Source organism: Mucilaginibacter sp. Mucisp73 (assembly GCF_059491465.1).
This window is the reverse complement of the sequence record NZ_CP168507.1, coordinates 3684742-3699171: the sequence shown is the minus strand read 5'-3', so window position 1 is coordinate 3699171 and position 14430 is coordinate 3684742. Positions and strand designations below refer to the sequence as shown.

Annotated in this window: 8 protein-coding genes; 4 read left to right on the top strand and 4 right to left on the bottom strand. The window is 42.3% G+C overall.

Annotated elements, in window-relative coordinates; translation table 11 throughout:
• The first annotated feature begins 49 nt into the window (after nucleotides 1–49).
• Together ACEN82_RS15325 and ACEN82_RS15320 are read left to right on the top strand one after the other, a co-directional pair.
• Complete coding sequence (locus ACEN82_RS15325; RefSeq protein ID WP_091171548.1) at nucleotides 50–1297, top strand: ABC transporter permease; 1248 nt, start codon at nucleotides 50–52, stop codon at nucleotides 1295–1297.
• A 7-nt stretch (nucleotides 1298–1304) separates the two neighbouring features.
• Nucleotides 1305–1838, top strand: coding sequence for a DUF3347 domain-containing protein (locus tag ACEN82_RS15320; RefSeq protein WP_413321244.1), 534 nt, complete (start codon nucleotides 1305–1307; stop codon nucleotides 1836–1838).
• Nucleotides 1839–2214: 376 nt separating this feature from the next.
• Here the strand turns inward: ACEN82_RS15320 and ACEN82_RS15315 are convergent, their stop codons facing one another.
• Nucleotides 2215–5496 (bottom strand): PAS domain-containing hybrid sensor histidine kinase/response regulator, encoded by a 3282-nt coding sequence (locus tag ACEN82_RS15315; protein WP_413321243.1) that lies wholly within the window; start codon nucleotides 5494–5496, stop codon nucleotides 2215–2217.
• Nucleotides 5497–5628: 132 nt separating this feature from the next.
• Between ACEN82_RS15315 and ACEN82_RS15310 the strand changes: the two genes are divergently transcribed.
• Nucleotides 5629–6915 carry a citrate synthase gene (locus tag ACEN82_RS15310; protein ID WP_413321242.1) on the top strand — a complete coding sequence of 429 codons (1287 nt, stop codon included), beginning with the start codon at nucleotides 5629–5631 and terminating at the stop codon, nucleotides 6913–6915.
• Between the two features lie 285 nt (nucleotides 6916–7200).
• On the opposite strand, the gene ACEN82_RS15305 is transcribed toward ACEN82_RS15310, so the two are convergent.
• Genes ACEN82_RS15305 through ACEN82_RS15295 form a run of 3 tightly spaced genes read right to left on the bottom strand, consistent with a single transcriptional unit; the run spans nucleotide 7201 to nucleotide 12935 of the window.
• Nucleotides 7201–8229, bottom strand: coding sequence for a SusE domain-containing protein (locus ACEN82_RS15305; RefSeq protein WP_413321241.1), 1029 nt, complete (start codon nucleotides 8227–8229; stop codon nucleotides 7201–7203).
• A gap of 60 nt (nucleotides 8230–8289) precedes the next feature.
• Nucleotides 8290–9879 (bottom strand): RagB/SusD family nutrient uptake outer membrane protein, encoded by a 1590-nt coding sequence (locus tag ACEN82_RS15300; protein ID WP_413321240.1) that lies wholly within the window; start codon nucleotides 9877–9879, stop codon nucleotides 8290–8292.
• Between the two features lie 32 nt (nucleotides 9880–9911).
• Complete coding sequence (locus tag ACEN82_RS15295; RefSeq protein WP_413321239.1) at nucleotides 9912–12935, bottom strand: SusC/RagA family TonB-linked outer membrane protein; 3024 nt, start codon at nucleotides 12933–12935, stop codon at nucleotides 9912–9914.
• Between the two features lie 413 nt (nucleotides 12936–13348).
• Between ACEN82_RS15295 and ACEN82_RS15290 the strand changes: the two genes are divergently transcribed.
• Nucleotides 13349–14422 (top strand): alpha/beta hydrolase, encoded by a 1074-nt coding sequence (locus tag ACEN82_RS15290; protein ID WP_495643981.1) that lies wholly within the window; start codon nucleotides 13349–13351, stop codon nucleotides 14420–14422.
• Nucleotides 14423–14430 lie beyond the last annotated feature (8 nt).

The following is a 14430-nucleotide window of genomic DNA, read 5'->3' as shown; positions in this document are numbered from 1 at the left end:
TTAACCGTGCAATTAGGATTGATTAACAAGTAAGATCAAAATAAGTTATATGCTTTTTTTAAAACTTTTAAGGGAAAGTTTTTTGTTTGCCGGCGATGCCCTGCGGCAGAACAAAACACGTACGTTGCTGTCATTGCTTGGGGTAACCATTGGTATATTTACTATCATAGCTGTACAATCGGCAGTTGATACCCTGCGTAATAACCTGCAAAATAGTGTTAATAAGCTGGGTAATAACAGTATATATGTGCAAAAGTGGCCCTGGGTGGGCGGGAGCGATTTCCCCTGGTGGAAATACCTGCAAAGGCCTGAATCTGACCTTCGCGATTTTAACGAACTTTCGCGCCGTATCACAACCGCCGAGGCATTATCATACGAAATAAATATTGATAACCGCACCATAAAGTATAAAAGCAACACGGTTGAAGGCGCCCAGGTAGACGCTGCATCACAGGATCATGACAAAACCTGGAATTTTGACCTTGAGAGTGGTCGTTACTTTACCGAAATGGAATCAAAAACCGGTGCGCCTATAACCGATATCGGTTATGATATAGCCCAGGCCCTTTTCCCCGATGGCGATGCCGTAGGTAAGCAGATTAAGGTGATGGGGCGGTATGTGACCATTGTAGGCGTGTTTTCAAAACAGGGTAAGGATATGCTTGGTATCTCTACAGATAAGGAGGTGCTGCTGCCCCTTAACTTTGCCCGCAACTTAATTGATATACAGAGTTCAAAATATGGTCCTTCAATTATTGTGCGTGGTAAGAAAGGCATCCCGACCGATGATGTTGAAAGCGAAATCAAAGGACTTATGCGTTCTATCAGGAGGCTGAGGCCCGGAGCCGATGATAATTTTTCGCTAAACCGTACAACCATGATCACCCAGCAGCTCGACGATCTTTTTAAAGTGGTTAACATTGCCGGTGCTATCATTGGTGGGTTCTCGATTTTAGTTGGTGGTTTTGGTATCGCTAATATCATGTTCGTATCGGTAAAGGAACGCACCAATATCATAGGGATACAAAAATCATTAGGGGCTAAAAACTATTTCATATTATTGCAGTTTTTAATTGAATCGGTTTTGCTTTGTTTTGTGGGCGGGATCATTGGGTTGTTTTTTGTATATCTGGCCACGTTTGCCGTAAAGGCCGCTTTAGATGTACAGGTAATACTTGATGCTGCTAACGTTACACGGGGTTTAAGCTATTCAATTATAATAGGAGTGATAGCTGGCATTATTCCCGCGTATTCGGCCTCGAGACTGGACCCGGTAGAAGCTATCCGTACAAACTAATTGTAATATGAAAATAATTAAAGGATTTTGTTTTTTAGCGGCTTTAGCTGTTGCCGCTGCGTGTAACCAGCCTGCCAAACAACAGGATACTGCTAAAGTGGATACGACTGCTGCTGCCAAGCCTGCGGCCGAAGCCCAGGTTGCAGATACAGGTAACACCAGTGATGTTTTTAAGGCTTATATCGCTTTAAAAGATGAGTTTATTAAATCAGACCCAGCCGGCATAAAAACAGCTGCTACAGCTTTGGAAGGTAAGCTTTCGGGTATAAAAGGTTGCAGCGAAACAGCTGCTGTGGCGCACCAGATAAGCAATGCAGCAGATATCAAAGCCCAGCGCGAGGCGTTTTTGGTATTAAGTAAAGATGTTATCGCTTTGGTAAAAGGTGCGAAATTCAAGTCGGCGCCAATTTATGTTGACTTTTGCCCGATGGCCGATGGAGGAAAAGGAGGGTACTGGCTTTCGTCAACAAAACCAATTGTAAACCCCTATTTTCCGGAGCACATGAAAGAGTGCGGAACTGTGAAGGAACAGATTAACTAAGACCGTTGATCCTTCTTGATTACACTGATTAAGTTGATGATATTTAAAGCGATAGGCGATCCCTGTCGCTTTTTTTATTTTGAACCATGATTGAAGGATTTTATGATATTTTAAAGCGATTTGCATACTGATCGGTTCGCCGCCCGTAGACGAAGTCTACGGGCGATTTATGTATGTGGTTGCAAACCAAATACATAGGTTATTGTGATATGATTTCATTAGTGTGTAGGGCTGGAGTTACAAACTCCTGGCATAGTTCACTCGAAGTCATAGGCTTCGAATAACGGGGACTTCGAATAGCGGAGGTTTTTAAACCTTTAGCCTTTAAACTTTTACCTTTCGCCTCGATCCCAAATCGAACATCTGAAATCCGAAGTTACACTGATTGTTTGATATGTTTTGCTAATTTGCTGTACAGTACTTCCGGGACAAAAGGTTTAGTCAGATAATCACACATACCCGCTTCCAGCGCCTGTTGGTAGGTTTCGGGCATGGCATCGGCCGTGAGGGCTATGATGGGCAAGTCGGGCTGTGTTTGTTTAATCATCGCCGTTGCTTCAAAGCCGTCCATAACAGGCATCTGCAAGTCCATAATAATAAGATCATAAGAGTTTTGGTTAACCAGGTCGACAGCTATTTGCCCATTTGATGCTTCCTGAACCTGGGCATTCCAGCGCCTTAAAAATTTGCCGGCTATCATCAGGTTCATTTTGTTGTCATCAACAACTAAAATATTCATGCCCTGTAAGTTGTTGTCTGAAGCATTCGCCGCAACAGCAACCGGTTTCATGGCAGCGACCTCAGGAGCGAGGGTAAAGTTTATAGCAAAACTAAATGTGGTACCCTTACCCAGTTCGCTTGATACAGCAATTGTGCCTTTATGCAGTTCAACGAGCCGTTTGGTAATAGCGAGGCCTAAACCGGTACCTCCATAGTCATTATCAATTACCTGTTGGTCCTGCATAAAAGGATCAAAAACAATGTTGAAGCTTTCGGGCGAAATGCCTATTCCTGTATCGGTAACTGCAAATTTAATATTAACGGTGTTTGGGGTTATCACATCCTTATCCAACCGGATAATAACCTTACCCGCATGTGTAAATTTAATGGCATTGCTGATCAGGTTATTAAGTACCTGGCTCAGCCGCATGGCATCGCCCACTAAATCTCCGGGAATGGTATCGTCTGCTATCAATTCAAGCGTCAGTTTTTTTTCGGCCGCCTTTGGCTCAAAAGATTGCTTTATTTTATGGATTAGCTGGTGAATATTGAACCTTGAGTTATTCAGCTCCAGCTTGCCAGCCTCAATCTTATTATAATCTAAAATGTCATTGATAATGGCCAACAGGTTTTCGCCCGAAAACTTGAGCGTATTGAGGTATTCCATCTGTTCTGGCCTTGGGTTTTCGTCAAGCAGCAGGTTGGTTGTACCAATAACCGCGTTCATCGGCGTGCGGATCTCATGGCTCATGATGGATAAAAATTCCGACTTGAACTTAGACGACTTTTCGGCCAATTCTTTGGCCCAGATCAGGTCCTGTCGTGCTTTCTCCTGGTCTGTTATGTCTTCGCCAAGCGCTGTGGTCTCCTTAAAAACGCCGTTTTCGTCATAAAAAACCGTATTTTGCCAGCTTATGATCCGTTGCTCGCCGTTACGGCAAATAATAGGGTTAATGTAATGCGGTAAAAAACTGTCATTTATAAACCAGCTCGTTAAAAAATCTCTCAGATCATCGGGAATAAAATTGTCCATCCAATTCATGCCAATGATCTCGGCCTGGGTATATCCTACCAGGTTTGCCAGGTATTTGTTGCAAAAGGTAACAATGCCACTGTCGTTAACAGTTATTGCTATCATATTAACAGTTTCTAATACCTGTCGGTATTTGCTTTCGACGTTTCTGAAATCAAGCTCAGCCTGTTTGCGTTCTGTAATATCCTGAAGGGTGCCTATAATTTTACGTACACTGCCATCTTCATTATAAAGGCGTTTGCCGGCTATAATACTCAGGTGTTTGATATTGCCGCCAGTAGTTATGATGCGGTATTCATAGGATGAATCCATGTTGCTTAACTCGTTACGCAATAAGCTCCTGACAATAAACCTGTCGTTAGGATGTACATGCTTAAGCAGCAACTTTATAAAACAGCGCTGGCGTGAAGAGGTATCCTGGTCAAGCTCATAAATGCCGTTCAACTCTTCCGACCAGGACAGGCGACGCGACGCTACGTCATATTTCCAGTTGCCTATTTTAGCAATGGCCTGGGCTTCCATCAGTTCAAGCTGGCTTAGTTTAACTGCTTTATCGGCAAGGCGGGCCTCGGTAATATCCTGGATAATGCCAAATGTGCGTGTAACTGTGTCTGACAGCAATTTCTTTTCGCCGCGTTGGATCCTGATATATTTTAAGTTGCCCGCCGGTGTGATAAATTTATGCTCAAGTTGGTTTTGTGCTGTTGTACGGATGGATGCAAGGTATTCAAAAACGTTCTCCCTGTCGTCAGGATGTACCAGGCTTATATAATATTGAAAGTGGTTCATGCCGGTGGGGATATCTTCAATCCCGAGCAGGGCATTGAGGTTGGCCGACCAAAATGTTTCCTTACTCTCATGGTCATACCACCAGTTGCCTATTTTAGCAATGTTTTGAGCTTCCAGTAACTGGTCTTCGTTTTCTTTAAGGGCCCGTTCATATTTCTTTTGTTCGGTTATATCCACTACTGAAGCCGAGATCCGGCCGGTATAACCTGTTGTTTTATCAAATACGGGGGTAAAGTTAGCTGTAAAGGAATGTCCGCTGTCGTAATCAGATAAAAACTCTATTGATATGGGTTTGCGGTTTTCTATTACGTAGTTTAAAGCGCTGTCATACTTTTCAGCTTTTTGCGGGCCCACTACCTTATCGAGTGTTTTGCCAATCGCTATCCGCGGATCAACTACGCGCTCGGTCATTTCATTAAACCATACATTAATACAGGTTTTGTTTTCATCAAACTCAAAAATGATGTCATTTAACGAGTTAATGAGCGCGTTGAGATGATTACGACTTTCACGCAGCTTGGCGTCATTAACCATAAGGCTTTGGTTAAGCTTCATCACGTTATTAACAGCATTTTTTAGCTGGTATTGATAAGCCATCACCACTAAAAATGAGACATAGGCTATTACAGTGAAAACCAAAATAAGTACGATCAGCACTGCGGGCGAAATGGCAAGCCTGGGCGCGGTAAAATAGGCGGTTATAATAGCTGCAAGGTTAGCTTCGCAGATAATTATGAATTCCCTGCTTTTTTTGCAAAAAAGGGTTAACGCAATAAAAATGGTTATTGCGCTAAACAGGTACACATGTTCAAATCCGTTTTTGCCAAGTAAAATGCAGTTGTTTATGACCAGGAAAGACAAAACGGTGGCAAAGATCCCCGCTTTATAAAAAACCTTATTATTAATGAAAGAAAAAAATAGCGTGATAACACACAAAAAACAGTTTATAGCCCTTAGCCAAAAAGGATCGTAAGAATTGTTGAAGCAAAGATAGTGTAACGAGGGACTTGCAATAAATAAGCCTATGAGTAAAAGGCGATAAACGGTAGCTTGGTTTTGGATCATTACCAATGAGTTACCTTTTAACGACATGTTTTGCAGTAATTTTTTAATCAATTATTAACGTCTATAAGCACAAATACAGGTTGTAAAATAATAAATTTGGCCGAAAATTTTTACAAACAGTAAATTATATTAGCGGTTATTAATACGCAGATTTATTTACATTTGTTGCAGATACAAATTTCTATGGCGGAAACAGCACAACTAAAAATTGGTGATAAAACATTTGAGCTCCCGGTAATTGAGGGCACTGAAGGTGAAAAGGCAATCGATATTTCTAAGCTTCGCGATCAAACCGGTTATGTAACACTTGATATCGGGTATAAAAATACAGGCGCTACCAAAAGCGCCATTACTTTTTTAGATGGCGAGCAGGGAATACTTAAATATCGTGGTTATCCAATTGAGCAATTAGCCGAAAAATCATCATTTATTGAAGTTGCTTATTTGCTGATCTATGGCGAGCTGCCATCTGCCGAAAAGCTAAAATCATTCCAGTACGAGCTAAGCCGCCACACTTTGGTGCATGAGGACATGAAAAAGTTTTTTGATGGCTTTCCGTCAAAATCGCACCCGATGGGGCAGCTGTCGTCATTGGTATCTGCATTATCGGCTTTTTATCCCGAATCATTAAAGCCATCCCAAACCACCGAAGAGCTTAACCAAAGCATTATTAAAATGCTTGCTAAAATGGCTACCGTGGTTTCATGGATCTATAAAAAATCGTTAGGGCACCCTGTTATCTATCCTCAAAATAAATACGATTATGTTACCAACTTCCTGCACATGACCTTTGGTCAGCGTACAGAGGAGGTGGAGATCGATCCGGTGGTTATTGACGCTATGAACAAGCTGTTGATTTTACATGCCGATCATGAGCAAAACTGTTCTGCTTCCACCGTTCGTATAGTAGGTTCATCCGATTCTAATATTTATGCTTCGGTATCCGCAGGCATTTCAGCGCTTTGGGGACCGCTACATGGCGGCGCCAACCAGGCTGTAATTGAAATGCTGGAGAAGATCAAAGAAGATGGTGGCGATACTGATAAATGGATTGCTAAGGCGAAAGACAAAAACGATCCTTTCCGTTTAATGGGTTTTGGCCACCGCGTTTATAAAAACTTTGATCCGCGTGCAAGGATCATTAAAAAAGCCTGCGACGATATTTTAGAAAAGCTGGGAGTTAATGACGAGGTATTGGAAATAGCCAAAAAACTGGAAGAGGTTGCCCTGAAAGATCCTTATTTTGTTGAGCGTAAACTTTATCCTAACGTTGATTTTTACTCCGGTATTATTTACCGCGCCTTAGGCTTCCCAACTGATATGTTCACTGTACTGTTTGCCCTTGGCCGTTTACCGGGATGGATTGCTCAATGGAAAGAAATGAAAGAAAACAAAGAACCTATCGGTCGTCCGCGCCAGATTTACGTTGGTGCCACCACTAAAGAGTATGTGGAGATAGCAAACCGGTAAATTTATATGGTTCATAGTTGATGGATCATAGTTCATAGAAGAAAAAAATTACTTAAATAAGGGAGCGATGGGGGATGACCTCATCGCTTTTTTTGACCGCTGATTTTTGATTTTGATTAATATGATTACGCTGATTTGCTAATCTTATTATTTGATAATACTAAACGGGGGAACCAGCGAAATCAGCGTAATCATTCGTCAAAAATTCAGCGGTCAAAAAGAAGCCCCGCAGGTTTTCACCGTGCGGGGCCATATAAATAAATCAATCAACTGCAGTTTTTGTGCTTATAGCTTTGTAATAGTGAACGTGTTAGCCTTAGTATCTAATACTATTTTGTACGTACCGCCGGTTGTAATGGTATAATTAGCTCCGCCTGGAGTGAGTGAACCTGGCGTACCGCCTAAGTTTAAATCCCAGCTGTGATTAAACCTGAATTTCATATCCTTGCCGGCAATTAAAGCAACTGTAACGCTCCAGGTTTTGGTGGTGGCATCATAAAGCATATCTGTATCGGTACTCCAGCCGCCGGGGGTAGCATCGCCAATAACGCTCCAGAATACCGGGGTAGCAGTAAATGTGCCTTTAGTTTTATCGTTTTGATCGATAACAGCATGCAGCGCATAGTATCCCGCGGCAGGCACTGAAAGGTTACCGCCGGTAGTACTTATTTTTCCGCTGCCCGCATCTCCGTATGCAACGTCCCAAACCTTTTTGGGAGTAAGTTTAAATTCAAGCTTACCTGCAGGGAAACCGATATAACCATCATACACACCGTCATTATTTGGCGAAGTAAGACTGTCGGCAGTTTTGGGATCCCATCCCTGGTAAGCGCCGGGAACATAAATATAGCCTGTACCCTGGTATGGTAATACAGTTAATGTAATAACGTTTGAGTAGGTAGCAGCCAGGTTTGGAGCCGCCGATGATTTAATGCGCACCTCAACTTGCGATGGGTTTTCATAAGATAACTTCAATGAGGTTAACATATCGTTAAGCACACCCACTTTAAGCGTTTGGGTAAGCTTGTCGGTGCTTACTTCTCTTGCGTTTTTAAAACTATTACCTTTTACATCTAACTGTATAGTATAGGTAATGGGGGCATTGTAACCAGTTACCGGGGTTGCGGCCCAGCTAAAGGTAATAGCATCATTATTGGCATTGGGTTTAGATAGTGCGGGAGCGGTTGTTGTTGAAGTTAAAGCACCCACTTTGCCCACGTTTGCTACAACCTTTACTTCATCCTTTTTACATGACGCCAGCATCAGCAGCGCAATGCCACCGAATGCCAGGAGCGTGGTAAATATTTTTTTCATATCCTTTTTAGGTTTTATAGTTTTACGGGAGATACTTTAAGAGCATCTCCCGGTATATTATTAATATCCTGTATTTTGTTTTAAGTTAGGGTTGGCTGCAACATCACTTGTTGGTAATGGATAAATGGTGCGGTAGCTTTCAACACCTTTGCCATCTTTCGAGCCGCCTTTAAAAGGCCACAGGTAGCTGGATTCAACAAACTTTTTGTACCTGATCAGGTCGGTACGGCGGAAGCCTTCCCAATACAGTTCGCGGCCCCTTTCATCGAGGATCTGGTCTGTTGTGATGCTGGTTACATTGCCGCCTGCATTGCCATAGGCTCTTTCACGCAGCTTATTGATATAACTTACAGCAAGGCCCATATCGCCGCCTGTGCCGCCCCTTGTTGTTGCTTCGGCATATATTAAGTATTGTTCTGCAAGCCTGAAAATGGGAAGGTCCATATCTGCATAATCAAGGCTTGAACCCGGTTTGCCATCCGCTATTTTCACGTTTTTGAATTTTGAAATAGCATATCCATCTGTAAAGGTGCTGATATCTGAAATTTCAAGGTTTTGCCCGTTGGTATAAAACTGGGCACGTTTATCGGCACTTGAAGCACCATTTGGAAACAGGTTTACCAAAGCTTTGGTGGTACGCAAACCAGCCCATCCGCCGCTAATACCATAATCAGCCGCCGGCATTGAGCCACCAACAGGCGCGTGGGTCATAAAGGTAGCACCGCCGTAGCTTTGCGTGCGCAAGCCATCGTAGTTAATGGTTAAGATAAACTCATCTGTATTTACGTTATTGTCGGCGCGCATCAGTTTAGTATAATCACTGATCAATTTGTAACCGCCGTTTTCAATAACTTTCTTTGAGTAAGTGATAGCGTCAGTATAACGTGCAGTGCCAGTATAAACTTCGGCATTCAGGTAAATCCTGGCCAGCAATGCCCACTCGGCAGCCTGGTCGGCACGACCATATTCGTTGGCCCGGGGTTTTGCTAAAGTTCCGTCAATCGCTTTGAGTTCACTTTCAATATAATTAAATAGGTCTTTGCGGGTTATTTGTTTTGGTAAGGTTGATCCAAGGGCATCATTTTCGGTAACAAACGGAGGATTTGCAAAAAGGTCCATTAATACCGAATACTGATAAGCTCTTAAGAAACGTGCCTCAGCAGCATACATTTTTATATTGGTGGCATCAGCTCCTGAAATGCCCCTGCTGCTCAGGTTAGCATCTGTTGACTGACGAATAAAATCGTTAGCCAGCGTTATCTGGTAAACTGCTCTGTAATAAATGCCTTTCAGGAACAAGTTGCTTGATGACCAGGACATATTGTGAAAGTCGGGCAGACCGGGGTCGCCCCACCCAACTACGGCTTCATCAGTGGGTAGTTCTTCCGCACACCACATTAAACGATAAAAATCAGATGTTCCTTCATCAATACCCTGAACATCGCCATTACCGGCAGGACCTGAATTGCCTGTTAATGCATATGCGGCATATACTTTAGCAAATGCCTGTTTGTAACCTTCCGGAGAATTATAAACCTGTGCCGATGTCAGGTCGTTTGTAGGGATCAGGTCAAGCTTTTTATTGCATGATACTGAACCTGCGGCTATCAGGCCGCCGATTAATATAAGTTTTATTGAATTTTTTTTCATGTTGATTTCTTTTAAAATGATCAGCTATAAGGTTATAGTGATAAATTAAGCCCTAAAACATAGGTACGTGGCCGCGGATACAGGTTGTTATCGATACCTGTGCCTATTTCAGGGTCAACTCCTTTATATTTAGTAATTACGAATACATTTTGCACGTTAGCGCTCAATCTTAAGTTTCCGGTATTTTTGAATACTTTACCAAAATTGTAACCTACGTTTATATTGTCCATACGGATAAATGACGCGTTTTGGATATAGTAATCTGACAACACATTTTTATCACTGTTTCCGGTCAAACCGCTTTGCAGTACATTGGTTGATCCATTGTTTATAACACCGATAGGGTTAATAATGCTTCTTTGGGTGCCGGTGCTTGAAAACACGTTGTTATATGCGTAGTTTCCTACGCTCGCCCGTGCAGTAAAACCTGCCGACCATTTTTTGTAGTTTACATTTGATGTTAAACCAAAGTAGCCTTTAGGGTCAGGGCTTTTATAATGGTACAGGTCCTGATCATTGATCACTCCATCTTTGTTTCTGTCAACAAATACGCCATCAAGCGGTTTGCCGTCGGCGCCATAAACCTGTTGGTATACGTAGAAAGAATAGCGTGGATAGTTTACGGAGTTGATCTGGATGTTTTGACCAGTTCCGCCCGAAATACCGCCGGTAGGGCTTCCTGCATAGCTTGGGTCTGGTGCTATAGTCAGTTTGGTGATCTTGTTTTGGTTATAAGTAGCGTTAAGGCCTACGCTCCAGGTAAGGTCCGTACTCCGGATAATATCCGCGTTGATATTAAATTCAACACCGCTGCTGGTAGCGTCGCCAATATTAGCCACGATTTCGTTCGAGAAATTTGAACCGGCCGGCTGAGAAATCCTGTTAAGCAGGTTTGAAGTTTTACGGTGGTAATAATCTATGGTACCGGTGATACGGTTATCAATGAAGCCAAAATCAAAACCAACGTTGGCGGATGTGGTTTCTTCCCAGGTTCTGTTAGGATAATAGCCACCCGGACGGTACAAGTTATAAAACTTATCACCTAACTGGTACTGAGCAGTATTGTTACTCAGGTTGTAATATGATATATAGCTATAATTTTCGCCGATATCCTGCTGGCCTGTTTTACCATAACCTAAGCGTAATTTCAGGTCAGAAAAAACTTTTGATCCTTTAAGAAAATCTTCCTGGATCATTTTCCATGCAAAGGCCGCGGATGGAAAAGTACCATATCTTCTGTCTGGTGCAAACTTTGATGATCCGTCCCTTCTTACAGTACCGGTTAAAATGTATTTATCATCATAAATATAATTTACACGGCCATAAACTGATATCAGCCTGTTTTCAGGTTTATCGAAAGGATAAACTGGTTTTGATACAATGGTACCATCGGCAGTCACATCAGGAAAATTATAGGTTGTGGTTTTGAAATCCTGGTATGAATAACCTGCTACCGCATCGATATGGCTTTTAATGCCTTTTATATCTTTAGCGTAACTCAAATAGCCTTCAAATATTTTATTTGACTGCAATTGTTTGTATTGAGTGTTTGTACCGCCATGGAAAACCCCGGCGGCATCTTTATATCTTTTATAGCCAGATGCAGCGCTATCGTTTACAAACACTGTACCACGACCGTTTGATACGTCATAACCAAGGTTCACGTTAGCATGCAGCTCAGGAAGGAAGTGGAATTTATAATCTAAGGTTAAGTTGCCGATGCTGCGGTAAACATTACTTTTATCATCGCGCTGTTCCAATAAACCAAGCGGGTTTAAAGGTGCCAATGATTTAAGGCCGTTAACCGAAGATGGGTCAAGCCACTCATAGTAGCCGCCAAAACGCTTACTGCCCGAATATACCGGCAGGGTAGGATTAAAGCTAACTGCCGAGCCAATAGCGTCCTGATTGGCAAACCTTTGCTTTACATTTGCGCCTTTAACGTTTAAATTAACTTTCAGGTGATCGGTAAAAAAGCTTGGGCTTAAATTAATAGCACCAGTAAAACGCCTTAATGAGCCGGTTTTTAAAATACCTTCCTGGTTAAGGTACCCTGCCGAAACACGGTATGGCAATACCTTGGTAGCGCCAGATACACTGATATTATTATCGGTGGTTTGCGCGGTTTGATATATTTGTTTTTGCCAGTCGGTATTTGCTGTACCCAATAAAGCTTGCTGAGCGGTTGTGCCATTAGCTTTAACATAGTCACGCAGTTGATCTGCGGTTAAAACGCTTACTTCCTTGCCTAATTTGGATACAGAAAATTGCGAGCTGAAATCGACAGTTGGTTTACCTTTTTTACCTTTTTTAGTAGTGATCAAAATCACGCCGTTTGAGGCCCTATTACCATAAATGGCTGTGGCCGAAGCATCTTTTAATACTGAAAACGACTCGATGTCATTAGGGTTTATTAGACTTAAAGGGTCGGCAACACCGGATATTTTTGAAGTACCGTCGGCGTTGCGGGCGTTATCCAACGGCACACCATCAATAACAATAAGCGGGTCGTTGCTGGCAGACAAGGAAGCACCACCGCGAATACGGATCTTGCTGCCTGCACCAGGCGCGCCACTGTTTGATATTACAGATACACCGGCAACTTTACCGGCAATTAACTGCTCGGGAGTGGTAATAACGCCTTTTTGAAAATCTTTGGCGGTTACGTTGGTAATAGAACCCGAAAGGTCTTTCTTGCGTTGCGTTCCGTAACCGATTACTACCACCTCATTAAGGCTTTTACTTTCGGGCTGTACGGTAAAGTTTTCGATTATTGCACCGTTAACTGTCACTGTCTTCTTAAGGGTAACATAACCTATAAATTTTACGCTTAGCGTATAAGTACCGGCTTTAACATTGTTAATGGCATAGTTACCATTAGGGTCGGTAGTTGAACCAATAGTGGTACCATCGACGGTAACCGTAGCACCAGGGAGGGGCTGGTTGGTTTCGTCAGATACCTTTCCTTTAATACTCCCGGTTTGTGAAAACGCCATGAATGACATCATCAGGAAAGCACAAAGAAGAACATACTTTTTTGAGTAATTTTTTCTCATTTACTTATTGATTTTTATGAATAAAAAAAGGCTTATTTTGCCGTCTATAATTGGTTTATTATTGTGGCCGAAACAGCATGCGACTAATTTACATTTACAAATATCAATTGCAAATTTTATATAAAAGATAATTTTAAAGCGTTTAATTAAGGCTTTTTTAACTTTAACGAAATGTTGAAAATTATTAAAATAACCGGGAAAAAATATTGTTTTTATTCGAAATTTGGATTTAAACACATATTTGTGAAATAAGTAAGTGTCATGTTTACACAATATGTAATTTTACTTTTATGCAACCTATTTCCGGGAACGTTCCCGGAAACGTTCCCGGTTTTTAGCTTTTTATGATGATGAAAAAAATAATTTTCTGCGCGTTTTTGCTTTTTGGACAAAATTTTTTGCTTTTTAGCCAGGTGAAAATCTCCTTTTTTACCGGCAAAATTGCAGCCCTGAAAAGCCCGTCGGATCGCCTTTTTTTGGCATGTGATTTTAATGGTTGGAACCCTGCTGATAAAGCCTGGGAACTGCTCAAAACCCCGGCCGGGAATTACGTGTTAAATAAAGAACTGCCGGTTGGTATCGTTCATTTTAAAGTGACCCGTGGCAGTTGGAGCACCGTTGAATGCGATGTTGTTGGTAAGGCCATTGATAACCGCAGCCTAAAAATAACCGCAGATACAACTATTAAGCTGGATATTGAAGCCTGGCAGGATAACTTTGGCGTACCTGAAAAGAAACATACCGCTACAGCGAGGGTACATGTGATCAGCGAAAACTTTGGAATACCTCAATTAGGCAGGCAGCGGAGGGTTTGGATCTATTTACCGGCCGGTTATGAGGCAGACAAAAAGAAATACCCGGTAATTTACATGCACGATGGGCAAAACCTTTTTGACGATTACACCTCAAGTTATGGCGAATGGGGCATTGATGAGCTGATGGATAAACTACCTGTTCAACAGGAAAGCATCATAGTGGGTATCGATCATGGTGGCGAATACCGCATAACCGAATATGACCCGTATAACTCAAGATACGGAGAAGGCAGGGGAGATGATTATGTGCAATTTTTAATTAACGACCTTAAACCATATATTGACACACATTACCGTACCCAAACTGATGCCGCGCACACAACCATTGCGGGCAGCTCTATGGGCGGACTTATCTCGATGTATGCCGCGCTTAAATACCCCGGGGTGTTTGGAAATGCAGGGGTATTTTCGCCCGCATTCTGGATAGCGCCGCAAATTTATGACCAGGCGCAACAGGCTGCAATAAATAAAATGAGCCGATTTTATTTTGTTTGCGGTGATGCAGAAAGCGCCAGTATGGTAGCCGATATGCAAAAAATGGCCGATTTGCTGAAATCAAGAGGGGTAAAACCCGAAAACGCCCCCGTTACTCTAATCAAAGGCGCATCCCACAATGAGAAGCAATGGAATGGCGATTGGTCCGGGTTTTATAAATGGTTGATGGAGTTTTAATTAACTAC